This is a genomic window from Pseudomonas sp. rhizo66, from assembly GCF_031931925.1.
Lineage (GTDB): Bacteria > Pseudomonadota > Gammaproteobacteria > Pseudomonadales > Pseudomonadaceae > Aquipseudomonas.
In genome coordinates this window covers 44,984-62,087 of record NZ_JAUJWZ010000008.1, presented here as the reverse complement: position 1 = coordinate 62,087, position 17,104 = coordinate 44,984, and the positions used below count along the sequence as shown (strand labels likewise).

The 17,104-nt window shown below is 61.1% G+C and carries 12 protein-coding genes; 5 read left to right on the top strand and 7 right to left on the bottom strand.

Annotated features, from left to right (window positions below; translation table 11 throughout):
- Positions 1–47: 47 nt before the first annotated feature.
- From QZR14_RS11580 to QZR14_RS11555, 6 genes are all read right to left on the bottom strand, one after another.
- A complete protein-coding gene (locus tag QZR14_RS11580; RefSeq protein ID WP_311996620.1) occupies positions 48–674 on the bottom strand; it encodes a response regulator transcription factor in 627 nt (208 codons plus the stop codon).
- Positions 675–809: 135 nt separating this feature from the next.
- Positions 810–1,253: a chemotaxis protein CheY gene (locus QZR14_RS11575; protein WP_311996619.1), complete on the bottom strand. Its 444-nt coding sequence runs from the start codon at positions 1,251–1,253 to the stop codon at positions 810–812.
- Between the two features lie 161 nt (positions 1,254–1,414).
- Positions 1,415–2,131 carry an MgtC/SapB family protein gene (locus tag QZR14_RS11570; protein WP_007913384.1) on the bottom strand — a complete coding sequence of 239 codons (717 nt, stop codon included), beginning with the start codon at positions 2,129–2,131 and terminating at the stop codon, positions 1,415–1,417.
- A 172-nt stretch (positions 2,132–2,303) separates the two neighbouring features.
- The gene (mgtA, locus tag QZR14_RS11565) at positions 2,304–5,003 is read right to left on the bottom strand and encodes a magnesium-translocating P-type ATPase (protein WP_311996618.1); all 2,700 of its coding nucleotides are present in this window, start codon (positions 5,001–5,003) and stop codon (positions 2,304–2,306) included.
- A 591-nt stretch (positions 5,004–5,594) separates the two neighbouring features.
- Complete coding sequence (locus tag QZR14_RS11560; protein ID WP_311996617.1) at positions 5,595–6,929, bottom strand: lysine N(6)-hydroxylase/L-ornithine N(5)-oxygenase family protein; 1,335 nt, start codon at positions 6,927–6,929, stop codon at positions 5,595–5,597.
- 131 nt (positions 6,930–7,060) lie between these two features.
- Complete coding sequence (locus QZR14_RS11555) at positions 7,061–7,543, bottom strand: sigma-70 family RNA polymerase sigma factor (protein ID WP_311996720.1); 483 nt, start codon at positions 7,541–7,543, stop codon at positions 7,061–7,063.
- Positions 7,544–7,865: 322 nt separating this feature from the next.
- Here QZR14_RS11555 and QZR14_RS11550 point away from each other — a divergent pair, with 322 nt between their 5' ends.
- The 3 genes from QZR14_RS11550 to QZR14_RS11540 are packed head-to-tail and all read left to right on the top strand — an operon-like array spanning position 7,866 to position 12,405.
- Positions 7,866–9,029 carry an efflux RND transporter periplasmic adaptor subunit gene (locus QZR14_RS11550; RefSeq protein WP_311996616.1) on the top strand — a complete coding sequence of 388 codons (1,164 nt, stop codon included), beginning with the start codon at positions 7,866–7,868 and terminating at the stop codon, positions 9,027–9,029.
- Positions 9,030–11,003, top strand: coding sequence for a MacB family efflux pump subunit (locus QZR14_RS11545; protein ID WP_311996615.1), 1,974 nt, complete (start codon positions 9,030–9,032; stop codon positions 11,001–11,003).
- A gap of 7 nt (positions 11,004–11,010) precedes the next feature.
- Complete coding sequence (locus QZR14_RS11540) at positions 11,011–12,405, top strand: efflux transporter outer membrane subunit (RefSeq protein WP_311996614.1); 1,395 nt, start codon at positions 11,011–11,013, stop codon at positions 12,403–12,405.
- 180 nt (positions 12,406–12,585) lie between these two features.
- Here QZR14_RS11540 and pvdP read toward each other — a convergent pair whose 3' ends face one another.
- A complete protein-coding gene (gene pvdP / locus QZR14_RS11535) occupies positions 12,586–14,211 on the bottom strand; it encodes a pyoverdine maturation tyrosinase PvdP (protein ID WP_311996613.1) in 1,626 nt (541 codons plus the stop codon).
- Between the two features lie 207 nt (positions 14,212–14,418).
- On the opposite strand from pvdP, the gene pvdM reads away from it, so the two are divergent.
- The gene (pvdM, locus tag QZR14_RS11530; protein ID WP_311996612.1) at positions 14,419–15,789 is read left to right on the top strand and encodes a pyoverdine-tailoring dipeptidase-like protein PvdM; all 1,371 of its coding nucleotides are present in this window, start codon (positions 14,419–14,421) and stop codon (positions 15,787–15,789) included.
- Positions 15,786–17,072 carry a pyoverdine-tailoring periplasmic protein PvdN gene (gene pvdN / locus QZR14_RS11525; protein ID WP_311996611.1) on the top strand — a complete coding sequence of 429 codons (1,287 nt, stop codon included), beginning with the start codon at positions 15,786–15,788 and terminating at the stop codon, positions 17,070–17,072. Before pvdM ends, pvdN begins: the two co-directional genes overlap by 4 nt.
- The last annotated feature ends 32 nt before the right edge of the window (positions 17,073–17,104 follow it).

The following is a 17,104-nucleotide window of genomic DNA, read 5'->3' as shown; positions in this document are numbered from 1 at the left end:
TCAACCACAGCCAGGCAACCCAGCGTCCGTGCCTCATGTCGGTTCGCTCAGATCACATGATTGCGCTTGGCGAAATCGCGCAAGTGCACCGCTGAAGTGACCCCGAGTTTTTTCATCAGCCGGGTTTTATAGGTGCTGACGGTTTTGTGGCTCAGGGCCATGTCCTCGGCAATCGCCTTGTTGGACTTGCCCTGCCCCAGTTGCTCGAAAATACTCAGTTCTCGGTCAGAGAGCTGCTCGATCATCTGTTTTTCCGTGGTTTGCACGGCATTCAGCACGCTGAAATGGGCCGGGAATGCAGAAAAATAGGTGTGTCCCGACGTCACCGCCCGTATGGCATCGCGCAACTGCTCCAGTTGATTGGTTTTGGTCACATAGGCCATGGCTCCGGCGCGCACACAGCGCTCCTGATAGAACATCGGTTCGTGCGTACTGAACACCAGCACCCGGCAACGAAAACCATTGGCTTTGATTCTGGCAAGAACTTCCAGCCCGCCGAGCACGGGCAAATGCAGATCGAGTATGACCAGTCTGGGTGAGTGTTCACGGATGAGCGAGACCACCTCGTTGCCTTGTGAGGCCTCGTATATTTGCTTGAATCCTTCGGTTTGCAACACGATCCGGATGGCGGCGCGCACCACCGGATGATCGTCGACGATCAGCGCTGACTTCATGGCCACTCCCGGTGCCAAATCTGACGAACAGACCACTGGCGCAGGCTGATTCAGACTTTGTGGCTGCGCAGGGACTGTTACATGGAACGGGGAGCAAATCACCTGTCAGACCTGACAGTTGCGGCCAGCGTCAGTTTATGCATATGCAGCGTATTGCATCTGCGGGCGCGGCATGTGCGCGGCCGGTTTTTCTGGCCTTGCGGGTGCATCGGCCAACGTCATCAACTGGCTGATCGAGTGCTTTGAGGGCAGCGCCAAATGGTTGATCTGCACATTTTCCTGGGCGAATCCCGAGACCGGGTGCAACGGCGCCGTGGCTTCGTTGTAGATCAACGCCTGCCGAACCTGCGGGTTATCGAGAAAGAATCCCAGCAGATCCAGCGAACCTGACGCCAGCTCGGCATTGACGACCACCACATCGAACGGTTCGCACCCATAGTCCACCAGCGTCAACAGCTCAGTGAGACTTTGTGCCGGGGCGACGCGGTAGTAATCGAGGCTATTGAACAGACGCTCGATTTTCATCCGGTGGAAATGCTGCGAGTCGGCGATCAGGATACGCAGGGCTTTATTGATCATGGTCAATCTCCCGGGGTCACGGTTGCTGGGTGCGGCAAGACTACGCAAGCCCCGGGGCGGGTTCTGTAGGAATATTCTGAAAAATACGGTCATTCATCGAAGGTGCAGCGGGCAAATCGGCATGACCTGCTGTAGCCATGTTCTGAACCGAGTAGAGCTGTTTATTCAGTGGTACTCGGACTCCAGAACGCCTGCACCACCAGCGCCGAAGTCGAGATTCTTGCGACCAGCGCATCCAGCTCATCACCATCGACCGACGTCGTCGCCAGCGTCGCTTCAATTTCGATTTCATCGGCACCGAACGCGTGCACATCGACATCGCTGGCCGGGTAATTGCTACGTTCCAGTTCGGCCTCAAGCAAGGCGAACACGGCGGTTTGCTGCGAGCGCCGGGCGATGACATAGACGATGTTGGTGACTTCCGCCGAGACCACGTCCAGTGGCTGGCGATTGATGTTGTTCACGATCGGCCGCAGCAAGGTGTTGGCGGCCAGAATGAATAGCGTGCCGAGCACGGCTTCGGCGAGCAGGTCGGCACCGGCGCAGGCGCCCACCGCTGCGGACGTCCAAAGGGTCGCGGCGGTGTTGAGGCCGCGCACATTGCCCTCTTCGCGCATGATCACCCCGGCGCCGAGAAAGCCGATGCCGGACACCACGTAAGCGACCACGCGCACCGCGCCTTCGGCGCCAGCGAGACGGTTGGCCATGTCGACGAAAATCGCTGCGCCGACGGCGACCAGCACATTGGTGCGCAGGCCCGCCGTGCGCTGCCGGTACTGACGCTCGAAACCGATCAGGCCACCGAGGATGAAGGCGGCGCTGAGGCTGACGAGGGTGTCGAGCAGCGAATCGAGGTTGAGGTTGTTGATGGCTTGCATAGTCAAATCTCTTAAAAACACAACAATCCCTTTGGTAGGGTTTGCTTGAAATCCAGGTGAAACGAACACTCCTGTAGGAGCTGCCGAAGGCTGCGATCTTTTGATCTAAAAAAAGCAGAATCAAGAGATCGCAGCCTTCGGCAGCTCCTACAGAGGGGCAGCGGTGTTGCTGTTATTGCCAGCCGAACCGGCGGATGTAGAACCCTTTTACCGCCTGGGTCAGCGCCATGTACGCCAGCAGGATCACCGGCAGGAACACGAAGTACAGCGATGGCAGCGCCTGCAGTTTGAAGTAGTGCGCCAGCGGCCCCATCGGCAAGAAGATGCCGACCGCCATGATGATCCCGGTCATCACCAGCAACGGCATGGCGGCGCGGCTTTGCAGAAACGGAATCTTCGGCGTGCGGATCATGTGCACGATCAGCGTCTGGGTCAGCAACCCGACCACGAACCAGCCGGACTGGAACAGCGTCTGGTGATCCGGGGTGTTGGCATCAAACACGTACCACATCAAGGCGAACGTAGTGATGTCAAAGATCGAACTGATCGGGCCGAAGAACAGCATGAAGCGCCCGACGTCACCCGGCTGCCAGCGTTGTGGCTTTTTCAGCATGTCCTCATCGACGTTATCGAATGGAATCGCAATCTGCGAAATGTCGTAGAGCAGGTTCTGCACCAGCAGATGCATCGGCAGCATCGGCAGGAACGGAATGAACGCACTGGCGACCAGCACCGAGAACACGTTGCCGAAGTTGGAGCTGGCGGTCATCTTGATGTACTTGAGCATGTTGGCGAAGGTGCGCCGCCCTTCGAGCACGCCCTCCTCCAGCACCATCAGGCTTTTTTCCAGGAGGATGATGTCAGCCGCCTCTTTGGCGATGTCCACCGCGCTGTCCACGGAAATACCGATGTCGGCGGTACGCAGCGCTGGCGCATCGTTGATGCCATCGCCCATGAAACCGACCACGTGACCGTTGCCTTTGAGGATGCGCACGATGCGCTCCTTGTGTGACGGTGTCAGTTTGGCGAAGACATTGGTGGTCTCTACCGCCACTGCCAGTTCAGCATCGCTCATGCGCTCGACGTCGTTGCCCAGCAGCAGACCTTGTTGCGCAAGACCCACTTCGCGGCAGATCTTCGCAGTCACCAGCTCGTTGTCGCCGGTCAGCACTTTTACCGCCACGCCATGTTCGGCCAGGGCTTTCAGCGCGGGCGCAGTGCTTTCTTTCGGTGGATCGAGGAACGCCACGTAACCAATCAGCGTCAGTTCTTGCTCATCGGCCAGGCTGTAGATTTCACGACCTTCGGGCATCGAGCGAGCGGCCACGGCCACCACGCGCAAGCCCTCAGCGTTGAATGCTGCGGTGACCTGACGAATCCTGGTCAGCAATTCATCGCTCAAGGCTTCATCGACGTCGCCGTGACGCACGCGGCTGCACACCGCCAAGACTTCTTCCACCGCACCTTTGCAGATCAACTGATGTGGCTGGCCACGTCCTTCGACCACCACCGACATGCGCCGACGATTGAAGTCGAACGGGATCTCGTCAACCTTGCGAAATGCCGTGCCGACTTTCAGTTCACGGTGAATTTCCACGTGTTCCAGCACCGCGACATCGAGCAGGTTTTTCAGGCCGGTCTGGTAGTAGCTGTTCAGATAAGCCATTTCCAGCACGTCGTCAGAGTCTTCGCCCCAGACGTCGACATTGCGCGCGAGGAAGATCTTGTCCTGGGTCAGGGTGCCGGTCTTGTCGGTGCACAGCACGTCCATGGCGCCGAAGTTCTGGATCGCATCGAGGCGTTTGACGATGACTTTTTTACGCGACAGGAACACCGCGCCTTTGGCCAGCGTCGAGGTGACGATCATCGGCAGCATTTCCGGGGTCAGACCGACGGCAATCGACAACGCGAACAGCAACGCTTCGGTCCAGTCACCCTTGGTGAAACCGTTGATGAACAGCACCAGCGGCGCCATCACGAACATGAAACGGATCAACAGCCAGCTGACTTTATTCACGCCTTGCTGGAACGAAGTCACTGCGCGATCGGTTGCGCCAACTCGCTGGGCCAGCGCACCGAAATAGGTGCTGTTGCCCGTGGTGAGAATCACCGCCACCGCTGTGCCGGAGACGACGTTGGTGCCCATGAACAGGATGTTGTCCAGCTCCAGCGGATTGCGCGTGTCGCGATCAGCCTGACGCGGAAATTTTTCCACCGGCATCGATTCGCCGGTCATCGCCGCCTGGCTGACGAACAGATCCTTGGCGCTGAGTACCCGGCAATCGGCAGGAATCATGTCCCCGGCCGAGAGCACGATCAGATCGCCCGGCACCAATTGCTTGATCGGCAATTCGCTGCGTGGCGCATCACGGCGCATCACCGTCGCGGTGTTGCTGACCATGGCTTTCAGCGCGTCGGCAGCCTGGTTGGATTTGCTTTCCTGCCAGAAGCGCAGCAGCGTCGACAGCACCACCATGGAGAAAATCACCACGGCGGCCTTGAGGTCTTCGGTCAGCCACGAGATTACCGCCAGCAGGGTCAGCAGCAGGTTGAACGGGTTTTTGTAGCAGTGCCACAGGTGAATCCACCATGGCAGCGGCTGCTCGTGTTCGACTTCGTTGAGGCCGTATTGCGCGCGCAGGGCATCGACTTCGAAATCGGTCAGGCCATCGGAATGCGTGCCGAGTGACGACAGCAATTCGCCGCTGTCGCAATGCGCAGCGTCGACCAAAGTGTTGGCCAGGGTAGGCGGGACTTCACGGCTGACCGTGGTGTCGTTGATCGATTCCAGCAGCGCCAGACGACGGAAGTGCCGGGCGATGTGGCGGGTCCGCAGGAAACCTGCGAAAAATTCCTTGAGCGTAAGTTTCATGGCTGTTGCCCCTATGGTCAGCCGGGAAACCGTCAAGCAGGTACGGCCGCGCCTCGTCCGCCGGAACAACCGGCACGGCAAGGCCTGGCGCGCCGGTCAGAAACGACAGGCGTGTCGATAGGGCTGCGATCACGACTGTGCAGTCGAAATCACGCTCTGTTCAGCGTCGAAGAGAAGGAACGTCCAGACATGGCCCAGGACGGGTCATGCACGGGATGCCGCTGCTCGCTGTTACGGCGAGACAACGGCAGAGAAAGGCTGCGCGTTATCTTGCCGAGAATCTGCCGGTTTCCGAGACCGGCCGACAACTGTCACTCGAACAAGTACCCACTGTGGGTCTCCGCTATTGATGAAAACGCGCGAAGCTTACGCCCCGATGATGGGAGAGTAAACCCGTGTAAGGAGGTGTGTCGGGGAATGTGGAGGGATGTTCAGGAAGGGTTCAGAAATCAGATTTTTGTTAGCCATAAGGACCCCATCGCTGGCAAGCCAGCTCCCACAGGGATCTTCAGTGAACACAAATTTTGTGTCCAACACAGATCCTGTGGGAGCTGGCTTGCCAGCGATGGCGGTGTATCAGGCCATGCTGATTCAGCTGGCAGTCGCCAACAACAGATCCGCCATCGAACGATGCCCACGGTTCTTGCCATGTTCATACAGCGAACCGGCAATCTCGTCCGCACGAATCGGCAGCACCGACAGCAGCGTATCGCTCAGACCATGACTGGCCTGACAGAAGCCCTGCATGTAGATGCCGGCCTTGCAGCGCTCGTCGGTGATCAGTTTGTAGTTGCGATCGACCTCGAAGTCACCCAGGTATTCTTCCAGCGGCGCCAGCAGTTTGCGGTGCATCTGCCGCTCGTAACCGGTGGCCAGCACTATCGCATCGTAGTTGCGCACGCTGACTTCGCCGGTGGCGTTGTTGCGCAGGGCCAGTTCGATACCGTTTTCGGTAGCTGTGGCTTTCTCGACGGTGGTCAGGGTGCGGAACGCGTGGCGGGCAATTCCGGACACCTTCTGGCGATAGAAGATGCCGTAGATGCGCTCGATCAGGTCGATGTCGACCACCGAGTAGTTGGTGTTGTGGTACTCGTTGACCAGGCGCTCACGCTCGGCGCTGTTCTGCTGGAACACCAGATCGGTGAACTCCGGCGAAAACACTTCGTTGACGAACGGGCTGTCATCGGCAGGCTTCAAGGCCGAGCCGCGCAGGATCATGTCGACCTGCACCGACGGGAACGAATCGTTCAGGTCGATAAAGGCTTCCGCCGCACTCTGCCCGCCACCGATGATCGCGATGCTCATCGGCTGATTGTTCACACACGGCTGATTGGCCATTTGCGCCAGGTATTGCGAGTGGTGGAACACGCGGCTATCGCCCTTCAGCGCTTTGAACGCCTCTGGAATACGCGGTGTGCCACCGGCGCTGACCACCACCGAACGGGTGGTGCGCACATGTTGCAGGCCCTGGCTGTCGCGGGAAATGACGCGCAGTGCTTCAACCTGATGGTTGTGCAGCACTGGCTCGATGGTCAGCACTTCTTCGCCGTACCGGCTCTGCTCGGTGAACTGTCCGGCGACCCAGCGCAGGTAGTCGTTGTACTCCATGCGGCACGGGTAGAAGGTGCCGAGGTTGATGAAGTCGACCAGACGACCGTGATACTTGAGGTAATTGACGAACGAGTACGGGCTGGTCGGATTGCGCAGGGTCACCAGATCCTTGAGGAAGGAAATCTGCAATTCGCTCTGCGTCGACAGGGTGTTGCCGTGCCAGCTGTAGTTGGCCTGCTTGTCGAGAAACAGCACATCCAGCTCGCCCTGGGTCGGGCCGCGCTCTTGCAGAGCGATGGCCAGCGCCAGGTTCGAAGGGCCGAAACCGACGCCGATCAGGTCGTGAACGATGGGCGATGCAATTGCCTGTGTCATTTCCAGTGTCCTCTGGATGAACCCCTCAACGCGGGGATAAAGCCTGGGTGGCCTGACCGGCCTGAATCAGGTCAGCAGGTCGTCTGTTGAGTAGGAACGAGGACGATGAACGGAAATTTAACCAGCGAGGCTCAATGGGCGTCCCATTGTTTGATCCGCAAGCGGCAATGTTTCATGGCGTTGACGATGTGCTTTTCCACCAACGCCTTGGAAATCCCCAGGTGCTCGGCAATTTCCGGATGGGACAGACCTTCGATCTTGCGCAGCAGAAAACTCTCGCGGCAGCGCGGCGGCAACTCGGCCAGTGCGCGCTGGAGCATCTCCAGACGCTGGCCATGATCAAGGGTGCCGTGGGGTGAGGGGCTGAAATAGCGCTCTTCGCTGTCCAGCACGTCGAGCGATTCGACCTGGCGCAAGGCGTTGCGCCGATGATCGTCGATGACCAGGTTCAACGCCGTGCGATAGAGGAAGGCTCGCGGTTGTTCGATCGGCGTGTCGCTGGAACGCTCCAGTACCCGCACATAAGCGTCATGCACCACATCTTCGGCCACCTGACGGTTGCCCAGCTTGGCGTTAAGGAAACACACCAGCTCGCGATAGTAGTTTTCCAACATGACTCCCGACCGCATCGATGCAGTTCCTGTCCTTGAGCACACTGATCCAGCCGCCGTAAACGCAGTAGCAAGATAGTGGCAACTTGAGGTGCGTAATTTATAGTAATTCTCATATAGATTTAAAGAGTTGTTTCCACATCCGCCCCAAATAGTCGCGTTCGGCTACCTGTCACTTGATGTGTACGGCGCTTAAATTCCCTTGTGCATTCATCGTTTACAGGACAGCTCCCCGTATCTGTCGTGCCGTGCGACAGCGTTCAACGCCCCTGCACGCCTGTGTACTGGCTGAATGACGGGCCGATTCCACTGGCCGGAACCCTGCATGAAACGTCCCCGCCCCGCCCGACGCGCCTTGTTCGCCGCCCTTTGCCTGATTCCCGTGATCGCCGTTGCCGCGTGGCAAGTCCTGCCGCCCGGGCGCGACGCCCTTGCCACGGTGCAGGTGACGCGCAGCAATATCGAAAACAGCGTGACCGCACTGGGCACGTTGCAGCCACGTCGTTATGTGGACGTTGGTGCGCAAGCGTCCGGGCAGATCCAGAAGATTCATGTCGAGGCTGGCGACACGGTCAAGGAAGGCCAATTACTGGTTGAGATCGATCCGTCCACGCAAAAGGCCAAACTCGATGCCGGGCGGTTTTCCATCGAAAACCTCAAGGCGCAGTTGCAGGAGCAACGCGCCCAGCACGACCTCGCGCAACAGAAATACCAGCGCCAGCAGAAGCTCGCCGCCGGTGGCGCCACCCGTGAAGAAGACGTGCAGACGGCCCGCGCCGAAGTCCGCGCGACACAGGCGCGCATCGACATGTTCCAGGCGCAGATCCGGCAGGCTCAGGCCAGCCTGCGCAGTGACGAAGCGGAGCTGGGCTACACGCGCATTTATGCACCGATGAGCGGCACGGTCGTCGCCGTCGGCGCCCGCGAAGGCCAGACGCTCAACGCGCAACAGCAAACCCCGCTGATTCTGCGCATCGCCCGGCTTTCGCCGATGACCGTGTGGGCCGAGGTTTCCGAAGCGGACATCGGCCACGTCAAACCCGGCATGACCGCCTACTTCACCACACTCAGCGGCGGCACTCGGCGCTGGAGCAGCACCGTACGGCAGATTCTGCCGGTGCCGCCGCGCCCGCTCGAACAGAATCAGGGCGGCAGCCCCACCAGTGGTCGCAGCGGCAGCGAACGCGTGGTGCTCTACACCGTGTTGCTCGATGTCGACAACGCCGACAACAGTCTGATGACCGACATGACTGCGCAGGTGTTCTTTGTGGCGCAACAGGCGCAAGACACCCTCACCGTGCCCAGCGCCGCCCTGCAACCCGGCTCACGCCCACAGTGGCAACGGGCGCAGATCGTCGCCGCCAATGGCGACATCCAGTCCCGCGACGTGCGCACCGGCATCAGCGACCGCTTGCGCACACAAGTGCTTGAAGGCCTGGCCGAAGGCGATCACATCCTCAGCGCGCCGGCCACCGGCAGCGGAGGCTGAATGCAAACGCCCCTGATTGACCTGCGGCAGATCCGCAAAGCCTACGGCGGCAATGACAGCCCGCTAGTGGAAGTATTACGCGGGATTGATCTGTCGATTCATGCCGGTGAGTTCGTCGCGATCGTTGGCGCATCCGGCTCCGGCAAATCGACACTGATGAATATTCTCGGTTGTCTCGACCGCCCCACGAGTGGCGAATATCGCTTCGCCGGAGAAGATGTCGCCCGACTCGACAGCGATGAACTGGCCTGGCTGCGCCGTGAAGCATTCGGTTTTGTGTTCCAGGGGTATCACCTGATTCCGTCCGGCTCCGCCCAGGAAAACGTCGAGATGCCGGCCATCTACGCCGGCACCCCGGCCGCCGAACGTCACGCCCGGGCCAGCGCCCTGCTGGAGCGGCTCGGCCTGGGCAGCCGCACCGGCAACCGCCCGCATCAGCTTTCCGGCGGTCAGCAACAGCGGGTATCGATTGCCCGCGCCTTGATGAACGGCGGCCACATCATCCTCGCCGACGAACCCACCGGCGCCCTCGACAGCCACAGCGGCGCCGAGGTCATGACCCTGCTCGACGAACTCGCCAGTCAGGGCCATGTGGTGATTCTCATCACCCACGACCGCGAAGTCGCGCAGCGGGCCAAGCGCATCATCGAAATCCGTGACGGCCTGATCATCAGCGACACCGCTGAACACCCGTCAGCCCCACCGCGCAGCGCCAACCCCGGCGCCCTGCAAGCGGTGGATCTGCGCCAGCGCCTGAGCAGCGGCAGCACCCAGACCGGCGCCTGGAAAGGTGAACTGGTCGACGCCGTGCAAGCGGCGTGGCGGGTCATGTGGATCAATCGCTTTCGCACCGCGCTGACCCTGCTGGGGATCGTCATCGGCGTCGCCTCAGTGGTGGTGATGCTCGCGGTGGGCGAAGGCAGCAAACGCCAGGTGATGGCGCAAATGGGTGCCTTCGGCTCCAACATCATTTACCTCAGCGGTGCGGCGCCCAACCCGCGTACGCCACCGGGCATCATCACCCTCGATGACGTTGCCGAACTGGCCGCCCTGCCCCAGGTCGAGCGGATCATGCCGGTCAACGGCTCGACCGCCGGCGTGCGTTTCGGCAATGCCGACCACAGCAGTTACGTCGGTGGCAACGACACCAATTTTCCAACCATTTTCAACTGGCCAGTGGTTCAGGGCAGTTACTTCACCCAGGCCGATGAAGACAGCGCCGCCGCCGTGGCGGTGATCGGCACCAAGGTGCGCGACAAGCTGCTCAAGGATGTCGCCGACCCGATCGGCCAATACATCCTGATCGAAAACGTGCCGTTTCAGGTGCTCGGCGTTCTCGCGGAAAAGGGTTCAAGCTCCGGCGATTCCGACAGCGACAATCGCATCGCCGTGCCCTACTCGGCGGCCAGCACGCGCCTGTTCGGCAGCCGCAATCCGGAATACGTGGTGATCGCCGCCAAGGACGCACGCAAGGTCAGAGACGCCGAGCAGGCGATCGAACAGGCGATGCTGCGGCGGCACAACGGCAAGAAGGATTTCGAACTGACCAACAACGCCGCGATGATTCAGGCCGAAGCACGCACCCAAGGCACGCTGTCGCTGATGCTCGGCGCCATCGCGGCGATCTCGTTGCTGGTCGGCGGTATCGGGGTGATGAACATCATGCTCATGACCGTGCGCGAACGCACCCGGGAAATCGGTATCCGCATGGCCACGGGGGCACGCCAGCGCGACATCCTGCGCCAGTTTCTCACTGAAGCGGTGATGCTTTCGGTGGTCGGCGGCCTTGCCGGCATCAGCCTGGCGATGCTGGTCGGTGGCGTGCTGTTGCTCAGCGGCGTGGCGATCGCGTTTCAATGGCTGGCCGTCATCGGCGCCTTTGCCTGCGCACTGGTCACCGGCGTCCTCTTCGGCTTCATGCCTGCCCGCAAGGCTGCCCGGCTCGACCCGGTCACGGCCCTTACCAGTGAATGAACGATCTATGAAAGCGCCACTGACCATTCTTGCCGCCAGCGTGTTGCTGGCGGCCTGCAACAGCCCCGCGCCGCGCCCCGACAGCGGCGTGCAGCCACCCGCCGCATGGCAATCGCCTGAGCATGCCGGCGCCGTGCAAATCAACCGCCAATGGTGGACGCAGTTCGGCAGCCCCGAGCTGGATCGACTGGTCGAACAGGCGCGACTGGGCAGCCATGACCTCGGCGCCGCTGTCGCCAGGGTCCGGCAAGCCCAGGCCAGTGCGACGATTGCCGGCGCCCCGCTGCTGCCGGAAATCAAGGCCGGACTGAACGCCAATCGGCAGAAACTGTTGCACGGCAAAGGCTACAGCCAACTCGACGTCAGCCCGGATAATCGCTCGCTGGATTACTACGACGCCGAGCTGAGCGCCAGTTACGAAATCGATTTCTGGGGCGGTAAACGCGCGGCGCGCGACAGCGCCGTGTTCGGCGTACAGGCCAGCGAATTCGACCGCGCCACCGTCGAACTGACCCTGCAAAGCGGCGTCGCCAACAGTTACACCCAGGCCTTGGCGTTGCGCGAACAGGCGCGCATTGCCGAGCTCAATCTGACCAACGCGCAAAACGTCCTGCACCTGGTGCAAACCCGTTTCGACGCCGGCAGCGCCACCGCACTGGAACTGGCCCAGCAAAAAAGTCTGGTCGCCGAACAACAGCGCAAACTGCCGCTGGTGCAGCAACAGGCCCGCGAAGCCTTGATCACCCTCGCCGCCCTGCTCGGCCAACCGGTGCAGGCATTGTCCGCACCGCAACAGTCATTCGAAAAGTTGCAGTGGCCGAACATCGCCACTGGCGTGCCCAGCGATCTGCTGAGCCGGCGTCCAGATATCGCCAGCGCCGAAGCCAAACTGGCGGCTGCTCAGGCTGACGTCAGCGTGGCCCGCGCCGCCATGCTGCCGAAAATAACCCTCACCGCCAGCCTCGGCACCGGTGCCGATCTGGCGGCGGACCTGCTGCGCACCACGTTCTACAACCTGTCCTCCGGATTGACTGCGCCGATTTTCAACAACGGTCGCCTGAGCGCCGAGCGTGACAAGGCCAAGGCGCGTCAGGACGAACTGCTGGAAACCTATCGAGGGGCGATCATCAATGGCTTCGCCGACGTGGAAAAAGCCCTCAGCAGCATTCGCGGCCTCGATGAACAACGCCAGTGGCAAAGCGAAGAACTGAGCCAGGCGCAGACTGCGTTCGACATCGCCCAGAGCCGCTATCAGGCCGGTGCCGAAGACTTGCTGACGGTGCTGCAAACCCAGCGCACGCTGTATGCGGCGCAGGATATGAATGTGCAACTGCGTTTGTCGCGACTGCAGGCGAGCATTGCCTTGTACAAGGCGCTGGGCGGGGGGTGGCAAGTCATCTGACGGCAGCAGCTCCTGTAGGAGCTGTCGAGTGCAACGAGGCTGCGATCTTTTGATCTTGCTTTTAAGCGTCAAGATCAAAAGATCGCAGCCTTCGGCAGCTCCTACACGGGGATCGTGTCGTGACTGAGTGAGTTCTCAGGGCAAAAAAAATCGCAGCACCAGGCTGCGATTTTTTTGCGGCTAGAGTTGCCGCCCTTTCACTTTCAGATGCCGCGCGTACCACGGTCGCTGCGGCACTTTGCGGAACAGGTCGGCCATGTTGTCTTCATCGCCAAAGGTGATGCGCAACGCCAGCTTCATGGTCTCCGGATCCATCTCTACCGAGCGCCCGACCTGCAGACCGGGCACGGTGCTGCAGCCATGGGTGTCCGGGCCCAGCCACGGGTCATCGACCTCAACCCAGCGCCCCGGCGCGAACCACGGCACGCCGTTGACTTGCAGCCGACTGACCTCGCCCGGGTGGAAACGCTCGTGGGCGCGAAACCAGTCTTCGATACGGTCATCGATCCAGCCGTGGAAACGCCAGAACACCGGGTTCACATGGGAGGAAAACGGGTCGCCGAGAAAGTCGTTTTCCGGGGCGTACCAGCGCGCGGCAAAATCCGCCTGATCGCGTGCCATCGGCACCGGAATGTCGTTGGACGGATCCCGCGCCACCGACGCCCAGCGCATGTGCAGCCAGTCGTGCAGGCCCAGTTCGACTTCCGAGCCGAACTGGCCGAGGGTGAGTTTCGACAAATAGCGCGGATCGCGATACTGCGATTCCCACACCTGGAAATTGCTGTGGTAGGTCTCGGCCGCTTTGATGTCGCTGATCCACTTGGTGTACTCGTCGTCACCTTCGGTCAGCCAGGTGGGCGGCAGTGCGTCGCCGTCGTGATTGTCGAAGTAGCGGGCGAAGCCCTGGCGGTCACGTTCCAGTTCCGGCTGCGGCATCGGGAAGGCTTGCCAGGACGGCAAGTCCTGCATCGAGCGGGCCTTGCCGAGCATGTGCCGGTGCATGAAGAAGAAATCAACGCCCGAGCCGTTGCGATCCTTGCTCGGCCCACGGGCATCGCGCTCCTTGTCACGGGGGCCGGGTTGCCAGCCGATACCGCGCAGGGCGTCGCGTTTTTTCTCCGAGAGCTTGTGCCACTTGTCGCGGCTGGCGTGCCAGAGCTGGTGGAACAGGCGATGTTCCGGCGCCACCAGCCACGCCAGCAGCGTCGGGTTCAACCCCGTGCGCTCGCGAGCTTCGGGAAAGCGCCGCTTGATGGCGATGAAATGATTGTCCAGTTCGGGCAGCGCCAACGGCCGATCCAGGCGCAGCACTTGCCCGGTGAACGTGGCGCTGCCGGCATTGCCGAGCGCCGCCCAGACCTCGTCCAGTTTGACTTTGAATTCATAGACCGGCGGCGCTTGCGGCGCATCGGTGCGCATCAGCCGCCAGTACATTTCGGCGCCGTTGCCCGGCGCCAGATCGCCGATGACTTGATAACGCGCAGGTTCTGCTGAACGCAGGTTGGCGCCGGTATCGAGAAACCCGCGCAAGCCACGCCCCCGGTGGGCAATGTCGAGAAACAGTTCCAGGCCTTCGCGCGGCAAGCCATCGAGCCCGGCCGCAGCGCCGCTGAAACGGATATCCCAGACGCCGCGCAGGTTGTCCGCCAACTGTTGACCGGCGGTATCGGCCAGGTCGACCGTGGCCTCGCCCGGGGTGATCGGAAACTCCTCACGGGTCAGCTCACGATGTGCATAAAAAGCGGCAGGCAGCGCGGCGCCCGTGAGTGCCATGCCCGCCATGAACCAGCGTCGAGAGATCGTCATTGCCCTACCTGTGTCAGCCATGAAGCAGGCTTTATCCAAGCTAGAACGTTTGTTCGCCGGGGAAATTTATGGCCCCGGCAAAAGATCGCTGCGCGCCGTCAGCGCTTTTCCTGCGCGCGACTAAATTAGCCGCCCGGCCACTCGTTCTTCCCAGATAGCAAAGGCCCCTGCGCCTGCACCTCGACGGCGAACCTGAATGAGATGGCAATGACAAAACCGCGTTCGAAAAAGGCTCTATTTATCGGCCTGCCGCTGGCCTTGGCGATCAGCGCCGGCGCAGGGTTTCTGGCTTGGGATTACTGGTTTCGGGACAACCCTGGCTACCCGGTAAAAGTGATGAAGCAGGCGACCGAGTTGCAGGATCGCATCCTCTCGTTCGACAGCCACATCACCGTACCGCTGAACTTCGGCGCTCACGGCAACGAAGCCGACAAGGACGGCGCCGGCCAGTTCGACCTGATCAAGGCCAATCGCGGGCGCTTGTCGGGCGCTGCGCTGACGGTGTTCGGCTGGCCGGAAATGTGGAACGGCCCGAACGCTCCGCATCGCCCCACCGAAGGTTTTGTCGAAGAAGCCCGCAACCAACAGGAAGTCCGTTACAAGATCATCACCGGCATGGTCCGCGACTTCCCCAATCAGGTCGGCATCGCCTACACCCCGGATGATTTTCGCCGCCTGCATGGCGAAGGCAAGTTTGCGATTTTCATCAGCATGCTCAACGCCTATCCGCTGGGCAACGATCTGAGCAAACTGGACCTGTGGGCCGGGCGCGGCATGCGCATGTTCGGCTTCAGCTACATCGGCAACAACAGCTGGGCCGACTCGTCGCGCCCGCTACCGTTCTTCAATGACTCGCCGGATGCCCTCGACGGCCTCTCCGATATCGGCAAGCAAGCCGTGCAGCGCTTGAACGATCTGGGCGTGATCATCGACGTTTCGCAGATGTCGACCAAAGGCCTGGAACAGGTTGCGCAACTGAGCCGCACACCGTTGGTGGCCTCGCACTCGGCGCCGCGTGCGGCGGTGGATATTCCGCGCAACCTCAGCGACAAGGAATTGCAACTGATCAAAAACAGCGGCGGCGTGGTTCAGGTGGTCGGCTTCTCGCAGTACCTCAAACCGCTGACTCAGGGCACGCAGGACAAACTCAATGCCCTGCGCGCACGCTTCGATCTGCCGCCCTTGCCAAACCTGGCCATGGCGCTGATGCCGGGCGACCCGATCATCACGGCATGGTCGGAACAGAAGCTCGGCCAGTACGCCAGCGGCCTCTACGGCATCCTTGAAGAAGAGCCGAAAGCCACCCTCAAGGATCTCGGCGACGCCATCGATTACACCGTGCGCAAAATCGGTATCGACCATGTCGGCATTTCTTCCGACTTCAACGACGGCGGCGGCATCAAGGGTTGGGAAAACGTTGGCGAAATCCGCAACGTCACCGCCGAATTGATCCAGCGCGGCTACTCCGAAGCGGACATCGCCAAGCTGTGGGGCGGCAACTTCATGCGCGTCTGGGATCAGGTGCAGAAAGCCGCGAAACCGGCACTGATTTCCCGTCAGGACACTGCCAAGCCATGACTGACCGCCGGACCTTTCTGAAACAGGTCGGTGTGATGGCGGCCGCTCTGCCGTTCGGCGCCAGCCTCACAGCGCCGGCAATGGCCGCGACCGCGCCCGTGGCCTCCGCGAACAAATGGACGCAATTGCGCCAGCTGTTCGATCAGGACCCGCAGGCGATTCACTTCGCCAACTTCCTGATCACCTCGCATCCCAAACCCGTGCGCGAAGCCATCGAACGCCATCGCGCCACGCTCGACCGCAATCCGGGGCTGGCGATGGATTGGGATCTGGGGACCAATGAACAATTGCAGCACAACGTGCGGGTCTGGGCCGGCCAATACCTGCAAGCCAGGCCCGGTCAGATCGCTCTCACCGGCAGCACCACCGAAGGCCTGGCGATGATTTATGGCAGCGTGCAAGTGCGCGCGGATCAGGAAATCCTCACCACCGAGCACGAGCACTATTCCACCCGCAACATCCTCGATTTCCGCAGCCGCCGCGATGGCACGCGGGTGCGCAAACTCAGGCTGTTCGACAACCCGCAAAACATTTCCCTGGATCAGGTGCTCGACACGATCAACCGCAACATTCGCCCTGAGACCCGCGTACTCGGCATGACCTGGGTGCATTCGGGCAGCGGCGTCAAATTGCCGATCAGCGCTATCTCGCGGCTGGTCGATGAACACAACCGTCAACGCGACGACAAGGATCGGCTGATTTACGTGGTCGACGGCGTGCACGGCTTCGGTGTTGACGACCTGAGTTTCCCGCAGATGAACTGCGACTTCTTTATCGCCGGCACCCACAAGTGGATGTTCGGTCCGCGCGGCACCGGCATCGTGTGCAGCCGCAGCGAAGAGCTGAAATACGTCAGCCCGAGCGTGCCGACGTTCTCCGAAGCCACCTCTTTCGCCACGATCATGACCCCGGGCGGTTATCACGCTTTCGAGCATCGCTGGGCGGTGGACGAAGCGTTCAAGTTGCACCTGCAACTGGGCAAGGCTGACGTTGAGGCGCGCATTCATCAGCTCAACAGCTACCTGAAGCAGCGCCTGCGCGAGCACGCAAACATCGAACTGGTGACCCCGCTCGATCCGCAGTTTTCCGCCGGTTTCACTTTCTTCCGGGTCAAGGATCAGGACAGCGATGCAGTCGCCGCCTACCTGATGCAAAACCGGGTGATCTGCGATGCGGTCAGCCGCGATGTCGGCCCGGTGATTCGCACGGCGCCCGGCCTGCTCAACGACGAAGCCGAAGTGGACCGTTTCATGGCCATTCTCGGTCGACAGCGGCGCGCCTGATCCCTCGACTCCAGTTTCCCTTTCACAGAGAC

Coding starts and splice junctions, on each gene's coding strand:
- QZR14_RS11580 (WP_311996620.1), bottom strand. CDS start 674: ATGAAGTCAGCGCTGATCGTCGACGATCATCCGGTGGTGCGCGCCGCC.
- QZR14_RS11575 (WP_311996619.1), bottom strand. CDS start 1,253: ATGATCAATAAAGCCCTGCGTATCCTGATCGCCGACTCGCAGCATTTC.
- QZR14_RS11570 (WP_007913384.1), bottom strand. CDS start 2,131: ATGCAAGCCATCAACAACCTCAACCTCGATTCGCTGCTCGACACCCTC.
- mgtA (WP_311996618.1), bottom strand. CDS start 5,003: ATGAAACTTACGCTCAAGGAATTTTTCGCAGGTTTCCTGCGGACCCGC.
- QZR14_RS11560 (WP_311996617.1), bottom strand. CDS start 6,929: ATGACACAGGCAATTGCATCGCCCATCGTTCACGACCTGATCGGCGTC.
- QZR14_RS11555 (WP_311996720.1), bottom strand. CDS start 7,543: ATGTTGGAAAACTACTATCGCGAGCTGGTGTGTTTCCTTAACGCCAAG.
- QZR14_RS11550 (WP_311996616.1), top strand. CDS start 7,866: ATGAAACGTCCCCGCCCCGCCCGACGCGCCTTGTTCGCCGCCCTTTGC.
- QZR14_RS11545 (WP_311996615.1), top strand. CDS start 9,030: ATGCAAACGCCCCTGATTGACCTGCGGCAGATCCGCAAAGCCTACGGC.
- QZR14_RS11540 (WP_311996614.1), top strand. CDS start 11,011: ATGAAAGCGCCACTGACCATTCTTGCCGCCAGCGTGTTGCTGGCGGCC.
- pvdP (WP_311996613.1), bottom strand. CDS start 14,211: ATGACGATCTCTCGACGCTGGTTCATGGCGGGCATGGCACTCACGGGC.
- pvdM (WP_311996612.1), top strand. CDS start 14,419: ATGACAAAACCGCGTTCGAAAAAGGCTCTATTTATCGGCCTGCCGCTG.
- pvdN (WP_311996611.1), top strand. CDS start 15,786: ATGACTGACCGCCGGACCTTTCTGAAACAGGTCGGTGTGATGGCGGCC.